The 15253-nt window shown below is 40.9% G+C and carries 16 protein-coding genes and 1 tRNA gene; 11 read left to right on the top strand and 6 right to left on the bottom strand.

Features of this window, described 5'->3' with window-relative positions:
* Positions 1-173: 173 nt before the first annotated feature.
* Positions 174-251: transfer RNA gene (locus ACMFNG_RS04420), tRNA-Met, on the top strand.
* Positions 252-278: 27 nt separating this feature from the next.
* On the opposite strand, the gene ACMFNG_RS04415 is transcribed toward ACMFNG_RS04420, so the two are convergent.
* Both ACMFNG_RS04415 and guaB read right to left on the bottom strand, forming a co-directional pair.
* Entirely contained in the window at positions 279-1097 is an 819-nt protein-coding gene (locus ACMFNG_RS04415; protein ID WP_011011400.1) for an LAGLIDADG family homing endonuclease, read from the bottom strand.
* A gap of 152 nt (positions 1098-1249) precedes the next feature.
* Complete coding sequence (gene guaB / locus ACMFNG_RS04410; RefSeq protein ID WP_011011399.1) at positions 1250-2707, bottom strand: IMP dehydrogenase; 1458 nt, start codon at positions 2705-2707, stop codon at positions 1250-1252.
* Between the two features lie 109 nt (positions 2708-2816).
* On the opposite strand from guaB, the gene ACMFNG_RS04405 reads away from it, so the two are divergent.
* Positions 2817-3398 carry a hypothetical protein gene (locus ACMFNG_RS04405; protein WP_014835101.1) on the top strand — a complete coding sequence of 194 codons (582 nt, stop codon included), beginning with the start codon at positions 2817-2819 and terminating at the stop codon, positions 3396-3398.
* Here ACMFNG_RS04405 and ACMFNG_RS04400 read toward each other — a convergent pair.
* Entirely contained in the window at positions 3388-3663 is a 276-nt protein-coding gene (locus ACMFNG_RS04400; RefSeq protein ID WP_011011397.1) for an acylphosphatase, read from the bottom strand. The genes ACMFNG_RS04405 and ACMFNG_RS04400 overlap by 11 nt on opposite strands.
* Positions 3664-3697: 34 nt before the next feature.
* Complete coding sequence (locus ACMFNG_RS04395) at positions 3698-4339, bottom strand: metallophosphoesterase (RefSeq protein WP_011011396.1); 642 nt, start codon at positions 4337-4339, stop codon at positions 3698-3700.
* Between the two features lie 94 nt (positions 4340-4433).
* Here ACMFNG_RS04395 and ACMFNG_RS04390 point away from each other — a divergent pair, with 94 nt between their 5' ends.
* From ACMFNG_RS04390 to ACMFNG_RS04360, 7 genes are read left to right on the top strand one after another with little or no spacing between them, the layout of a single operon-like run.
* A complete protein-coding gene (locus ACMFNG_RS04390) occupies positions 4434-4820 on the top strand; it encodes a hypothetical protein (protein WP_011011395.1) in 387 nt (128 codons plus the stop codon).
* A 41-nt stretch (positions 4821-4861) separates the two neighbouring features.
* The gene (locus ACMFNG_RS04385) at positions 4862-5176 is read left to right on the top strand and encodes a hypothetical protein (protein ID WP_011011394.1); all 315 of its coding nucleotides are present in this window, start codon (positions 4862-4864) and stop codon (positions 5174-5176) included.
* Between the two features lie 37 nt (positions 5177-5213).
* Positions 5214-6152, top strand: a complete 939-nt coding sequence (locus tag ACMFNG_RS04380) for an ABC transporter ATP-binding protein (RefSeq protein ID WP_430515222.1) — start codon at positions 5214-5216, stop codon at positions 6150-6152.
* A complete protein-coding gene (locus ACMFNG_RS04375) occupies positions 6145-6933 on the top strand; it encodes an ABC transporter permease (protein WP_011011392.1) in 789 nt (262 codons plus the stop codon). Before ACMFNG_RS04380 ends, ACMFNG_RS04375 begins: the two co-directional genes overlap by 8 nt.
* Positions 6934-6936: 3 nt before the next feature.
* Positions 6937-8337 (top strand): hypothetical protein, encoded by a 1401-nt coding sequence (locus ACMFNG_RS04370; protein ID WP_430515221.1) that lies wholly within the window; start codon positions 6937-6939, stop codon positions 8335-8337.
* A complete protein-coding gene (locus ACMFNG_RS04365; protein WP_430515220.1) occupies positions 8318-9028 on the top strand; it encodes a hypothetical protein in 711 nt (236 codons plus the stop codon). The genes ACMFNG_RS04370 and ACMFNG_RS04365 overlap by 20 nt, the downstream gene beginning before the upstream one ends.
* Before the next feature lie 45 nt (positions 9029-9073).
* The gene (locus ACMFNG_RS04360) at positions 9074-10525 is read left to right on the top strand and encodes an NAD(P)/FAD-dependent oxidoreductase (RefSeq protein ID WP_011011390.1); all 1452 of its coding nucleotides are present in this window, start codon (positions 9074-9076) and stop codon (positions 10523-10525) included.
* On the opposite strand, the gene ACMFNG_RS04355 is transcribed toward ACMFNG_RS04360, so the two are convergent.
* Positions 10526-11665 carry a cation:proton antiporter gene (locus ACMFNG_RS04355; RefSeq protein ID WP_430515219.1) on the bottom strand — a complete coding sequence of 380 codons (1140 nt, stop codon included), beginning with the start codon at positions 11663-11665 and terminating at the stop codon, positions 10526-10528. It lies immediately after the preceding gene.
* A gap of 102 nt (positions 11666-11767) precedes the next feature.
* Here ACMFNG_RS04355 and ttuA point away from each other — a divergent pair, with 102 nt between their 5' ends.
* Positions 11768-12679: a tRNA-5-methyluridine(54) 2-sulfurtransferase gene (gene ttuA, locus ACMFNG_RS04350; RefSeq protein WP_014835100.1), complete on the top strand. Its 912-nt coding sequence runs from the start codon at positions 11768-11770 to the stop codon at positions 12677-12679.
* Positions 12680-12729: 50 nt separating this feature from the next.
* On the opposite strand, the gene amyA is transcribed toward ttuA, so the two are convergent.
* A complete protein-coding gene (amyA, locus tag ACMFNG_RS04345; RefSeq protein WP_014835099.1) occupies positions 12730-14679 on the bottom strand; it encodes an alpha-amylase AmyA in 1950 nt (649 codons plus the stop codon).
* Positions 14680-14791: 112 nt separating this feature from the next.
* On the opposite strand from amyA, the gene ACMFNG_RS04340 reads away from it, so the two are divergent.
* Positions 14792-15253, top strand: coding sequence for a hypothetical protein (locus ACMFNG_RS04340; protein ID WP_011011386.1), 462 nt, complete (start codon positions 14792-14794; stop codon positions 15251-15253).

Raw genomic sequence — 15253 nt, 5'->3', positions numbered from 1 at the left:
GTTCCAATTATAAACATTTTGGGACTGTAATGATGTATCTTACTCATCACTCGGAGTGATTATATCTTATAATTTAAATCAAGGAGGATAAAGGAGGATAAAATTAAATTAATTAAGGACCAGAGAGCGCAAACTTTATAAGCCTACCAATAAAAGTTAGTAATGGGTCGTGCAGCGGGGTGGGGCAGCTAGGAGTGCCCGCCGGGCTCATAACCCGGAGGTCCGAGGTTCAAATCCTCGCCCCGCTACCATTCTACTTTTGGTTGTAATATTTTTACTCAATATGAAAGTAAAAATGATTTAAGAGCTCGCCACTTTCTATCAATAGTTAGTCCAATTTCCTCACCAAATGCCTTAACGCTCTCTCGTCTATATATCCTAAGCTCATAGAGATCTCCGTTATATTTGTATACTTTTCCTCTGATAATAACCTCGGAGTTCTTCTCGCGTTTAAGGAAAATTGTCGAGTGTATGTTAAAATTGTTCAGTAGGAGACGTCTACATATCTCCAATAGCTCTCTATCATAATTCCAGACACTAATGTATGCCATTCTAGGATCTTTTGGATCTACAAAAACATAGCCTTCACTATCAAAGAACCCCCTTATAAACTCCCTGGGAAACATTTTAGCAATCCTCAGGAGTTCTTCTTTTGGCTTACTCAAGAACATGTAGAGCTCTTTGCTTGTGGCCTCAACGCACCATCTACCTGTAGAGCCTTCAAAATAAATTCTAGGATTTGCCCCTATATCCTTAAGTGCATTTGCAAAAGCTTCAGCGAACTCCTTATCAACGACCTTGAGCCTGACCCTATACCTGTACTTCTCATCTGCATCTATGCTACCGTCCCCAAAGTAGACCCCTATTATATACGCCAGTTGAGGAGATGGCTCAAGGTTTACCCTTTTTATCCTATTTGCAGGATCGCTCGTCCCTTTGCACCATCTAATCACCGTTGCCTTGGAAATACTAACATGAAACTCCTGCCCAATTATCCCTGCTATCTTTGAGTAGCTAAGTCCTTCGTCTCTAAGCTCCGAGATTCTCTTCTTTATGTTCTCAACCTCATCTAGACTCAACTCCGAGATCCTTCTCATAAACTCACGATAGTTTTAATTATTTAAATAGCTTTTGGTAAATGAAAGCAAAATTTAAGCGTATTTAAATTTTTAAAATGATTGTACTTTCACTAAAAGTTCTTAGTGGAGTGAAGAAGGATAAGCCTCAAAAGGAGAAAGAAACCAAAGAATCACCTCTCCAAGGGATAGTTCGGAGCTTCGTTCGTGATTATAATGTCATGAGGATGACTCTCCCTTAAACCAGCCGAAGTTATTATCACGAATTCGCCTTTCTCCTTTAGCTCCTTGATGTTCCTGGCACCAACGTAGCCCATTCCTGCCTTTAACCCACCAACAAGCTGGTAGAGAACTTCACTGACGGTCCCCCTATAGGGGACTACTCCCTCAACCCCCTCGGGAACGAACTTCCTCGTCTTCATGTAGCCTCCCTGGTAGTACCTCTCGGCCCCTCCCTTCATCATAGCTCCCAGGGAACCCATTCCCCTGTACTGCTTGTACTTCCTTCCGTTTATTATCACCTCTTTTCCTGGGGCTTCCTTGGTTCCAGCTAGGAGGTTGCCAAGCATTACTGCATCTGCCCCAGCGGCGATTGCCTTCACTATGTCACCAGAATACTTTATCCCTCCATCGGCTATGACGTAAAGTCCATACTCTTGGGCTCTATCTGCAACCATTGCTATTGCGGTTATTTGAGGAACTCCAACTCCCGCAACTATTCTCGTCGTGCATATGCTTCCAGGACCTATGCCAACTTTAACTGCATCTGCAAACGTTAAGTCATCCACAGCCTTCGGATTTGCTATGTTTCCAACTATGAAATCGGCACTAACCTTTTGCCTCATTTCCTTCATCGCTTTTATTGCCTTTAAATTGTGGGCATGTGCAGTATCAACGACTATAACGTCAACTCCAGCCCTGTCAAGTTCAATTGCCCTTCTTAAATCAAAAGGACTAACCGCGGCCGCGACAAGTAGCTCCCCTTTCTCGTTTCTTACGGCATTCTTATACTTCTTTCTAGCCACGAGGTCGCTCATTGTTATTAGACCAACTAATTTCCCATCCTCATTCACTACTGGCAATCTATCTATTCTGTTCTCCATCATTATCTTCAGGGCCTCTTCAACATCAACGCTCTCTGGAACCGTTATCACTTCCCTTGTCATTAGTTCCTTGACGGTTCTTCCTTCTCTTGCCGCTATGTCCTTTTTCGTTATGATTCCAACGACTCTATCCTCTTCAACAACTGGCAAACCATCTATTCCATGCTTCTCCATTAAGAAGAGTGCATAGTCAATGGTTTCATCTGGAGCTATGGTTATAACGTCCTCGACTATAAACCTCTCCGCTCTCTTCACCCTTTTTACTTGTTCTACCTGCTCCTCTATGCTCATATTCCTATGAATTACTCCCAATCCTCCTTCTCTAGCCATTGCAACTGCCATTTCCCATTCTGTAACGGTGTCCATAGCTGCACTGAGAATTGGGATGTTTAGCTTTACATTGGGTGTAATTTGGGTAGAAACGTCAACATCTTTTGGCTCAACTTCAGTCGGTTGAGGAATCAAGAGAACGTCGTCGAATGTATACCCTCTAATTGCATTCTCAAGCTTCTCCACGAATTTTCCCATTCCCTATTCCCCCTTCACCCTTTTTCTTGAAGTATTCAGTGGATATAAAAACCTTTGGCAAAGATTTAAATATGCATTTATACCCAATATTGAGTAAGAGGTGGCAAAAATGATTCATATAATAGAGGAATATTTCAGGCCATATCCAGCCCGTAAAAAGGTGGCTCAAATATTATGGGAGGCTGGAATGTCAGTAAAAGATGGCAAAATTTACGTTAAAGGAGTAGAAGTTCCAATAAGCGGGATTGCACAGGTGGCAGGGGTTAACAGGAAGATAGTGTATCACACTATAGAGTATATAGAGTCCAAGCCTGCACTAAAGCTGTTATTTGAGAACCTCTCCCCAAGAACGAGCTTAATATCAATAGCTCCTCTAATGGGATGGGAAGTTTTAGAGCTGACTATTCAAAAGGGAAAGTACGAGAAAACCCTAGCTAAAGTTCTGGAAAGCTTAGCGGAGAGAAGGGTTAGGGTTATAGAGATCTTTGGCTCAAATCCCTATGAGGAGAAAAGCAAGGCATTTTTAGTTGTTGAGGGAATAGTTCCATTCGAGGTTATATCGTCTCTCCGAGAAGAGGGGAGCTTGGAGAGAATTGTAATCCACACGCCAGAGAAAGAAAAGGAGAGGATGATTTGTCCCAAGTGTGAGATAAAGTATTGTCCCAGGAAGATATTCATCTCTACCCGATGATTCTAAATCCTTTTTCCCCTTTGGGCTCTTCCCAGGTAACCTCAACTCGAGTAACTCTAGCTAAAGGAGGCCCTTGGTGAGCCCACCCAATTAAAGCCTCGACCCTCTCTTCTTCTCCTTCCAAAACAGCCTCAACGCTTCCATCAGGAAGATTTCTCACCCAACCGTTGACTCCTAATTTTTTAGCTTCCCTCTGCATGCTCCACCTAAATCCAACCCCTTGAACCCTTCCGTATATTCTTAGATGAGCCCTGACTATCCCCATAGCTCCTCCCATAATAAAATTCCGTGAAGGGGATTTAACCTTTGAGGTTTAAAAGCTCCACACTGTCACCTTCAATTACTGCATAGTATCCCCTAGCAAGAGGCCCTGGGTTTACAACTATTGTATTTCCTATCTTCTCCACTCCTCTACCCTCATGAATGTGCCCACAGATGCATAACTTTGGCTGCTTCTCTTCTATGAACTTTCTCAACCCCATACTTCCAGCATGAATTCCAGAATGCGTCTTGTCGAGCTTTGTGCCATAAGGAGGAGCATGAGTTAGAACTATGTCTCCCTGCCTATAGTTTCTAATGAGAGAGGAGTAAATAACATCGTCGCTGAATTCCCATATGGTTGAGAAGGGGGTTATATTTGAGCCGCCAAATCCAACAACTCCTACTCCCTTTATCTCTACCCTCTTGTCATGCACACTAACTCCCCTTTCCTCTAAGAAGTCCAAAACGTCCCTACCATCGCAGTTCCCCATAACAGCTAGGAGTGGAATCTCGAGGGTTAACAAAGGAGATAATACCCTCTCAGCTTCTTCAGCGCCACTAAAGTGAGTTATATCTCCCGCTATCAAAATTACATCAACATCTTCTCTCCTCACCACGTCAACTAGCTTTTCCACCATCGATCTTCTACCGTGAATATCAGTTATTGCCACAATCCTCATTTTAACCCCCCTAAATCTTTTGTTTCTCTAAAATTAAAAATATTTGCAATAAGGTTAAATAACCTAGAGAGGTATTTTTCTTGGTGGCTTAAACATGCCAGGCCCTGGTATATTGCTGGCAGGTCTGGGGATTATTGGGGCAATAGTTCTACTAATAGCTTTGTTTATAGCAGGATTATTCCTCCATCTAGGAGCTAAGCTCGTGGGAATAAAGGAAGCAACGCTAGGCAAGTCAATAGTGGCAATCCTTGGAGGAGGGATTCTAGCGGTTATAGTGACAGCAATAACTGGAGCAATCCCAGTCTTTGGAATATTGGCCCCAATATTTGGATTCATAACATACCTTTGGGTTATCAAAGCAGTTTTCAATACAGGCTGGCTAAGAGCCTTTCTTGCATTAGTTCTTGCCGTAATAATTGAGTTTATAGTGGCAATTATCCTGGGAATTGTGTTTGGAATATCACTCCTCGCCCTCCTTTAATTTAAAAATTTTTAAATGAAAAATCCTTCATAAATCTAGGTATGACGTGGCGAGAAATTCTTAGGAAGGAAGGTTTCTTGGATCTGGGAGAGTTCATTGTTGAGCTAGTCTACATAGACTGTCCTTGCGAGCCAATACCTCCAACTTTGGCAATTTACGATAAGAAGGGGGATGAATGGTACAAGGTAGAGGAAGCTCCCAACGTGCAGAATTATAGGGAAGCTGTAGAATGGGCCATAGAAGTCCTGGAAAGAATAAGAGATGGAGAAAACGTCAAGTTAGTGAGCTTAGATGGCCCAGCCCCACCCAAGGTTATGAAAAGGCTAAGCCTAGCACTCCAAAAGTTAACAGAATAGTTTTTATTGAATTCTTCCTATTAATGCTGGGATTGAAATGGAATATGTCATAGAAACTAAGGATCTAACGAAGTTTTTCGGAAAGAGGAACATAGTGTATCATCTTAATCTTAAAGTTCCTAAAGGCGTTGTCTACGGCTTTTTAGGACCAAATGGTGCTGGAAAAACAACGACGATTAAAATGCTCACTGGGGCTTTGAGGCCTACTTACGGGGAGATTAAAATCTTTGGACTTGACATGCCCCAAAAGAGAGTTGATATAATGAAGAAAGTTGGTTACATGCCCGAAGTTCCAATAGCTTATGAAGACATGACTATTTTTGACTTTCTGATTTATATGGGCAGGCTCTCAGGCTTAAAAAAGGAAGAGGCTAGAGAACAGGCGAAAATGCTTATGAAGTATGTTGGAGTTGGAAGGCTAGCATTAAACAAGATAAAGGAGCTTTCTTCAGGTCAAAAGCAGAGGGTAGCCTTTGCATCAGCTTTAATGGGAAATCCAGAACTCTTGATTCTTGATGAACCTACAGCAAACCTTGACCCCCTGGGAAGAATAGAGTTCATAGGAAAGATAATCTCCCTAGCAAAGGAAGGAAAAACTATTTTTGTTAGCTCCCACATAGTAAGTGAAGTCGAGAAGATGTGTAATTATGTAGGGTTGATAAATCAGGGGAGATTGATAGCTCAAGGGAAAATTAGCGAACTTACAAGAATTGAAGAAGACGAGTACGACATTTCTACGTCAGACAACAAGATGGCAATTGAGTATCTAAAGGAAAAGCCATACGTTAGAGAGGTTTGGGAGGAAGAGCATATAATTAGGGTTAAGGTTGATCCAAGGTTTCTCGATGAGTTTTTCCTACAATTTCCAAGATACCTAACTTCCCAGGGAATACGATTAAAGTTATTTAAACCCCATACGAGTCCACTTGAGAGGATTCTCATGGAGAAGTTCAATATAGGTGAGGGAAGTGATTAGCGTTTTATATCAAACTGAGGTTTATAGGCTTTTGAAGTCAAGAAGGCTCAAGGTTATGCTTGCCTTAATGTTCCTGCCCGTTATAGTTTACTTCTTTACCCATGAGGAAATCACCGAATATAGTGCAAAGGCCCTTGAAATATCTTTCCAGATAAATCTCTCTCAATTTTTAATAAACTTCTGGGCAAGTGTTATTGGCCAGCTTGTTGTTATTATTCTTATGAGCGATTTGCTTGCGAGCGAGATTGACAAAGGCACAATAAGGCTACTCCTTGCAAAGCCAATAAGAAAGAGTGAGATAGTTTTCGGCAAGTTCTTTTCAGGAATTACTGCAATTCTTATTATTTTTGGCATTCCTTATCTCGTTATGCAAATCTACATGGTTCTCCTCTACAAATCAGGCTTTGAAGGGTTTAAAGTAACTTTTGATGACTTCCTCTTTGCTTTAGGCGTTACCACCCTAATCCTGGGAAGCCTTGGAGCAGTTTCAATGCTTCTCTCAGTAGTCCTTTCAAGGCCTCTCTATGCATCCCTCGCAAGCTTTGGAATAGTTTTTACGGCCCAGTTTATATTACCCCAGTTGCCCTTCTTCGACAATCCAGAGCGCTTCAACTTGAGTTACCAGATAGGAGTTTTATTAAAGAGGAAATTTACCCTCCATACAGGATTAGATGCATACAAAGGAGACCCAAGCATGAGTGCTCTGTTTTTCATCAGCGTTATTTTGCTAAGTCTCATATTCACCCTCCTGGGATTATACAAAAAGGAGTTCGAGGGATGAAAGATGAAGAAAATATTGCCATTTTTAATTCTTCTATTTTCAGTGGGAAACGTTCTCGCAATGTCCATAGAGTTGGGAATCGACGAAGTTTTAATTGTCGATAATACAGTTGTCAGCTTTGATGTAGCTCAAAATGATCCGAGCTTAGTTTTCCTATTCCTTGAAGGGAAAAACAAAAGCATGTTTAAAGGGCTTCATTTTGGCGAAAGCGTTGTTTTTAATGGCGTAAACTACACTGTGGGAAGTTTCGATTCAAGTAAAGCCATATTGAAGATACACTTAAGTGGCAATTATTCTAGCACTAGAATTCTCAAAAAGAGAGACTTCGAGGTTGAGGTTATGGAAGCTTTTGATGCTTACGTGAAGGTGAGAATAAAGAATACAGGATATTATGAAATCAATGACACTCTTGTTGTCCTCGCCCAAGGAATGGAGATTTATAGCTCCCCCATTGCTCTTAAATCTGAAGAAAGCTTAGTTGTGAAGATCTCCCCATCATACACTCAGCTAACGTTTGTGTTGAAGGAAGCAAAGATATCTAAATCAATAGCAATAACTTCTCTTAAAGATCTAGTGACAATTGAGCGCATCTGGAGAGATGAAAAGCTCCACGTTCTTTTGAAGAATCATGGGGATCCTGTCAACGTAACTATTAAACTTCTAGTTAATGGCCTGACAATAGAAAAGAGAGAGATTTCCCTTGACTCAAGAAAGGAAAAAGAGGTAGCGTTTGAAGTTACTCCTTCCCAGGGTGCGATTCTAGTAGAGTATGGAGGAGCAATAAAACAAGAAACATTCTACTTCGAAATGCCGAGAATAACTCTTGTAAAAGTTGAAAAAGAAGTAGATAAGCTAAAGATATGGCTAAGAAATGATGGAAAAACAACTTTTTCAGGAAGAGTATCCGTGTACCAAAGCTCCATAATTGTAGGAGAACCATATTTTGTTAATGTAACAATAAAGCCAGGAGAAGAAGCCTATGTAGAATTTAAAGTGCCAGAAGAAGCTCAGATCTTAACTATTGGAGTGACATCAGACTCTTACTCTGTTACTTTTCCCATTTCACTCAAGGGAGGCGAGATAAGTGCAAAAGCCATTAACTCATATGGAAAGGGAGTGCTTGGAGGAAGCGTGAGTTATGTGATAACTCTTACAGGGAATGGAAAAGTTAGGTTTGGAGTTGAAGGACTACCAGAATCTATAAAGGCCCACTTCTATTATGGAGAGACCCAGGTAAAGGAACTTGAAGTTGTCCAAAATGCCCAAGTTGTTCTTGTTTTAAGGCTTCCACACTTACCCCAGGGCTTTAGGATTGATGAACCAATCGGCTTTAATGTAACAGTTAACGAAATCAAAATTCCACTAGAGTTAGAAGTTGGGGGAATTGGAATGCTTGCCATATAGAGTTGTTGGAAAAGAAATAACACCACCCTTCCTTTTTGAACCCTGGGAGGGTGAGAAAATTGCAATTATTTATGGAAGACACATACGCCAAGGGAAAGATCTAAGACTCCATCTCCTAAATCTCTCGGGAAACATTATAGCTTCGTCAATTCAGGAAAAAGGAAAAAGCGATTACCTAATTTTTAATGAGAATGAATTTATGATAATGGTTGAGGGAGATAACTACTTTGAAGGCATTCTCCTTGTATCCGATTACCTTAACGAGCCAAAAACCATTACTCTCGACATTAAGAGGAAAGATTTTGGAGAAGGCCTTAGAACGGTTATATTAAATGCAACATCTCTTAGGGGAAAAAAGCTAAGGTTTTCCCTTTCCTCAGATAGAGATGTTGAACTCAGAATATATTACTTTACCTTAAACAGTGAAAAAGAAAACTTTGATCCCTTTTCAACAAACTTTAAGGGAGTATTCAAAGGAAGAGGCAAGACTATTACGGGAGATATTGGAATAAGAAGCTATGAGGATTTCATAGCTATAGCAATTATTGGAGAAGGAAACGTTACCATTAATTTTGAAGAGATGGAAAGAGTAGCAGATGTGAGTAAAGTAACATCAAAAGCATATTTCATCCTCGGAACACTAGTGACACTTCTCCTTGTAGTCATATATTTAGAGAAGAAAATTGGATAGTAATACTTATAAGCAACTAGCAACGCTACCTTGGTAAGGGACATAATGGAAAAGTTTGATGTAATAATTATTGGAGCTGGTCCAGCAGGACTTTTTGCAGCTTACGAGCTTGTTGAAAGAAGCAACATGAAAGTTCTAATAATCGACGAGGGTGGAGACGTAGATCAGAGAGTTTGTCCGATGGATCAGCTGGGCTACTGTATTGGATGTAAGCCCTGTCATATAATGAGCGGTGTAGGTGGGGCTGGAGGATTAAGCGATGGAACGGTAAATCTAAGGCCTGACATTGGAGGCGATCTCACAGAGTTGACTAACGACGAAAACTATTCTTGGCAACTTGTTTGGGAGGTTGATCAAATACTATTAAAGCATGGAGCCCCAAGAAACCTCTACAAAGGTGATCCTGATCAGATAAGGTACTGGGAGAGAAAAGCTGCACAAGCAGGTGTTAAATTTATCCCGATAATTCAAAGGCATATTGGTAGTGACAACACTCCTAGGGTTATTAAGAGCATAAAGCAATACCTAGAGAGCAAGGGAGTAAAGTTCCTTCTCTGGACTAAGGCTTTAGAATTCAATAAGGGATGGGTCAAGGTAAGAAGAGGAAAAGATGTATTTACAATAGAGGGGAAGTACATTATAGTCGCCCCAGGAAGAGGGGGGGCTGAATGGTTCCACGAAATCGCTCAAAAAATAGGGTTAAAAGCTAGGCACGGTCCAATAGATGTTGGTGTCAGAGTTGAAGTTCCAGCAATAATAATGGAGCCAATAACAAGCATTAATCACGATCCCAAGTTTCACATATACACCGATACCTACGATGACTTCGTGAGAACGTTCTGTACAAATCCATATGGCTTCGTTGTTGAAGAGAGGTATGACGGTTACGTGGGAGTTAACGGGCATTCAATGAGGAACAAAAAGAGTAACAACACAAACTTTGCTTTTCTAACTAGAATAGAGCTAACGGAGCCTGTAGAGGATACAACGGCATATGGAAGGAGCATAGCACAGCTTGCAACGACAATAGGAGGAGGAAGGCCAATACTTCAAAGGCTTGGAGATTTGAGAAGAGGGAGAAGAAGCACTTGGTCAAGAATAAGGAAGAGCAACGTTGAGCCAACACTAAAACACGTAACTCCTGGAGATATCGCAATGGCCCTACCCCACAGAGTTGTTACAAACATTATTGAAGGGCTAGAAAAGCTCGATAAGGTAATCCCAGGAGTTGCAAGTGATCATACACTCCTCTATGCACCAGAGATAAAGTACTATGCTATGAAAGTTGAAGTCAACGAACTTCTAGAGACTAGTATAGAGAACGTATTTGCGGCTGGAGATGGAGCAGGGCTAAGTAGGGATATCGTAAATGCTGCAGCTACGGGAATAATGGCAGCAAGGGGAATACTAGTAAAGGAAGGCCTATACAACTTAAAAGACTTTAAAAAGCCTGGAAACTGGAAGGAAAAGATAGAATCATTAGAACCAGAAGAGTAGCTACTTCGAAAACGCCAGCTTTAGAAGGAATGGAGTAACTAAAGTCGTAACAACAACCATGACGACAGGAATTGAAAATACATCTCTCGTAAATACCCCCTCCCTTAATCCAATATTTGCCATAATTAAGGCAACTTCCATCCTTGGTATCATACCAACCCCAACTTGAAGTGCTTCCTTCGGCTTGAACTTTACGAGAAGAGCTCCGAGTGAACATCCGACAATCTTACCCACTATCCCAACAACAGCGTATACAATTGCAAAAAGACTAGCATGGAGCAAAACATGAAGATCACTCTCTATTCCAATGCTCACAAGGAAGATGGGAATAAAAAGAGAATATCCAATTGTCATTATTTTGTTTGTTATTTCTCTTGCCTCCTCAGTCATTGCAACAAGTATTCCTGCCAAATAAGAGCCTGTAATCCCGGCCAATTGAAACTTTTCAGCTATGTATGCGAAGAGTAGCATTATAGAAATTGCAAAAGCCGTTACAGTTTCAGGAAGTGTTATCCTTTCTGATAACTTGAGCATTTCTTTAACAGCTGGATTACCTAAGAGTAGGCCAAGGGTAAAGAACACTACTACTTCAAGAAAGATTATTCCTAAATCAAACAAATTGACGCTACCCCTCGTACTTATTGCAACTAAAATAGTGAGAACAATTATGCCAAGCACATCATCTATCACAGCAGCTGCTAAGATAGTTGTCCCAACCTTCGTTCTTAGCTTCTTCATCTCCATTAATATGCTCGTTGTAAGGCCAACGCTTGTAGCTGTAAGCACTCCTCCAAGAAAAAGAGCCTGCATGTTTGGATATCCAAAGGCAAGTGCAGAAGCATATCCCAGAACAAAAGGTACAAAGACTCCCAGAATGGCAACTATAAAGGCCGGAAAACCTACCTTCTTGAATTCCTCGACATCAGTCTCAAGTCCAGCCAAAAAGAGAAGGATTACAACCCCAAGCTCAGCAAGCAACCTAACCTCTTCACTGTAAGGAACTATGTTGAGGAGAGAGGGACCTATTATAATCCCCCCTATGAGCTGTCCTAAGGCAGCTGGAAATCCAAATCTCACCGAAATATAGCCGAAGATTTTAGCCATTATTAATATCAGAGCTAATTCTAAAAATACATCCATGTTATCATCCCCTTGCTATACAGTAAAGAATAAGTCCTGAAAATTTAAAGGTTACCTTAGGATTAATAAAATCTCTCACCTAACGTGAGCTGGGTGAAGAAAGTGCCTGCTAAATGTAAATTTTGTGATAGGCCTGCCTTTATCAAGCTCCACTATCCCAAAATGTATCTGTGCGAGGAGCATTTTAAAGAATACTTTGAGAGAAAAGTAGCAAGAACTATTGAAAAGTATAAGCTAGCAAGTAAAGACGAGAGAATACTCGTTGCAGTTAGTGGAGGAAAAGATTCCGCCGTAACAGCTTATGTGTTGAAAAAGCTAGGATATAAAATAGAATGTTTACACCTTAACCTGGGAATAGGAGAATATTCAGAAAAAAGTGAAATTTACGCCAAAAAACAGTGCGAGTTCATTGGAGCACCCCTAAACATAATAAGAGTTAAGGAGTTGCTCGGCTATGGGATAGGAGAAGTGAGAACTTCCAGGCCAACCTGCTCCTACTGTGGGCTAACCAAGAGATACATTATGAACAAGTTTGCATATGACAATGGTTTTGATGCAGTGGCAACGGGTCACAATTTGGATGACGAAGCAAGCTTTCTCATGAACAACTTACTCCACTGGAATACAGAGTACCTGGCTAAGGGAGGTCCTCTGCTCCCAGGGGAAGGAAAGTTCGTAAAGAAGATCAAACCTCTCTACGAATTAACTGAGAGGGAAGTTGTTGCCTATGCCATTGCCGTTGGATTGGAGTACATAGTAGAGGAGTGTCCTTATGCAAGAGGTGCGACAACTCTTGACATGAAGGAAGTTCTCAATGAATTGGAGGAAAAAAGGCCTGGAACAAAGTTCAACTTCGTGAGAGGATTCCTAAGAAAGAAAAAACTTTTCGAGCCAGAAGTGAAGGGGAAAGACCTCAAAGAGTGCAAGATATGTGGAATGCCCGCAAGTGGAGAGATTTGTTCATTTTGTAAGTTTTGGAAACTTGGTAAACCATTGACGTTTAAAATAAAATAGAAGGGCCGATGAGGGAGTCTTTCGGGCCCTGATTGGTGATGAGGGCCTCCCTATCCCGAGGCTTCCTCAAATTTTAGCTTAAACCTTATTTTATCCTCCAACCTTATTGGAACTATGTAGCTGACACCCTGCTGGATTAGATCCCAGCCACTTTCACTTTGACTGAGAGTCTTTACTGGATACTTCCAGACTTCCATTTCGTCTTCAAACTTCAGTGCAAACTTCCCAACTGCATACTTGTCATCAACGACAATTTCTTTCCCCCTTAGAACTCCTGGGCTCTCCATTATGCTCTGAACTGCAACGTTAAGTTCCACTGCGAACAATACAGGATTTCCTGTCTTGTTGTTCACTATATACTCCACCTCAAATCCATCATTCACTAACTTCACTGTTTTTTCAACTTCTATTCCCAAGTGTTCCCTCTTCAGCCTTATTCCTCCATCTAGTAGTTCATATGAGTATGGAACCCTAGGAAACTCTCCGATCTCCTGTTGTCTTGAGAACATGAAGTCTTCCAGAGTTGTTCCCAGGGGGACTACGTGATCTTGAAGCATGAACCTTCTGTACTTGTCGTAAGCAACTTCTTTTCTTATTTCATCTGGTATCTTTTTCTCGAGCTCATGAATGCTGGCTACTCCATCAAATTGACTTTCCACATAGCCATGATAGTGTTCCCACCTTCTTGCCAGAACATCTACATAATTCACGAGTCTATTCTTTGATGAAAACTCCACCAAGGAACCACCGTAAGAGGGTTTAAACACTGCATAAAAGTTGTCATTCTCTATGAGAACTTCCTCAAAGCCATCGTAGTCGATATCCCTTATGACCTTTCCAAGGCTTACATAGCTGTTGGCCTTGATTAAATTGTTCCAGATGGCCCTCCTAAGATGGGGTAAATATACTCCACCGAAGAGGCCGTGCCAATAAGCATCGTTACATTGTGCTCTCAGCAGATACTTCCTGGCCTCAGGATTGTTTCTCACTAACTTACTTACCATTAGCATTCTCTTGTGCATGTAGTTGCTCTCTGGGTATTTATAGAAGAAATTCTTCCAAATTCCTCCCCTAACAAATACCCTGTACTTTTCAAATATACCTTTAACTTTAAGCTCATTGACGAACTCCACAAAGAGCCTTGCCTGCTTTGCTGGCAATGACCATTCGCTCATCTCAAAATATGAAGCTATTGGAAGATAAACAAGACCTCTAGGCTTATATTTTTCTAAGTATTCAGTGTAAAGCATTAAGTTTATCTTTTCATCACTTGAAATTCTATCAAAGAATTCTCTTAACCATCCCTTTTCATACACCCACTCATAAGTTCCAGGCCAGATTCCAAACTTCTCACCATCGTCATGAAATACTGCAACTTTGCTCTCATCACCATCTATGAGAGAATGCAGGTATTCTAAGACCTTATCAACGGGTCTAAAGGGAATCAAATATCTCAACTTCTCATCTATCGGGAAAACAGCTATAACTTCCCCACCATCTTCCGTATAATATGGCCAGTACAGCTCCTCTTTACTTAATCCCGCACTCATGAAGTGGTAATCGTCAACTATTACATAATCTATTCCGCTCTCCTTAAGGGTCTTTACGAGCTCTGGTTGCCATACTCTTTCAGTTAGCCAAACTCCCCTAGCATCAAATCCAATACTCTTAGCCCACTCTTTCATTAACCTTATCTGCTCTATTCTATCTTCCTTTGGGATTGATGCTAGCACAGGCTCGTAGAACCCAGCAACGACTATCTCCACCTGTCCTCTTTTCACTAGACTTCTAAGCAAGTCTATGTATTCGGGTCTATTATCTTGGAGCCACTCAATGAGGGGGCCACTTGTATGAATGGCAACCTTCATGTTTGGATATTCCTCCAGAGTCTCCAGAAACGGCCAGTAACACTTTTCATAAGCCTCCTCAAACACCCATCCAAAGTTGCCCAGGGGCTGATGGTTGTGAATTCCAAATATGAAGTTAATTTTATCTCCCACTTCCGTCCACCCATTAATCACTAAGAGTGATACTTCCTTATATATTTAATGGCTCAAAAATAACTAAGGCTTTTTATATAGGAAAATCCAAATCTCATTACAGGGTGTTAGCATGGACAAGAAAATAACAGCTGTAGCAATAATTTTTATAGTCCTTCTAGTGCTTGCCATGAGAACGGCAAAAATGCCTCCTGCAACCATTAATGAAAAAGAATCAAGTGAGATATTCTATAAGGAAAACAGGACAGTTACAATAGTTGAAAAAGACGGTTGGGGGTTATTTACGCTAAAAGTGGAAAAAATTGTCTCAGATTTCAACTTCGAAATAGAATTTCCAGAGGGCACAAATTATCTCATAAAGGTAAATGGAAAGGATTACAAGGGTACTTCAAAATTTGAAACAAAGTTATCAGAGGATGCTGAAATTATAGTTCAGTTCCAACTGCCCCAGGAAGTAGTGGAGAAAATATACAGAGAGAAAAGCACCGAGTATTATATAAAAATAAAGATGAACAAGCTCCCATTCTGGAGATCAGAATATGAAATATTTCTGATTCCAAAAGAAGGAGAGTAG

Origin of the sequence: Pyrococcus woesei (assembly GCF_050496105.1) — an archaeon.
GTDB classification, from domain to species: Archaea; Methanobacteriota_B; Thermococci; order Thermococcales; family Thermococcaceae; genus Pyrococcus; species Pyrococcus furiosus.
This window is presented reverse-complemented; position numbering and strand designations above follow the sequence as displayed.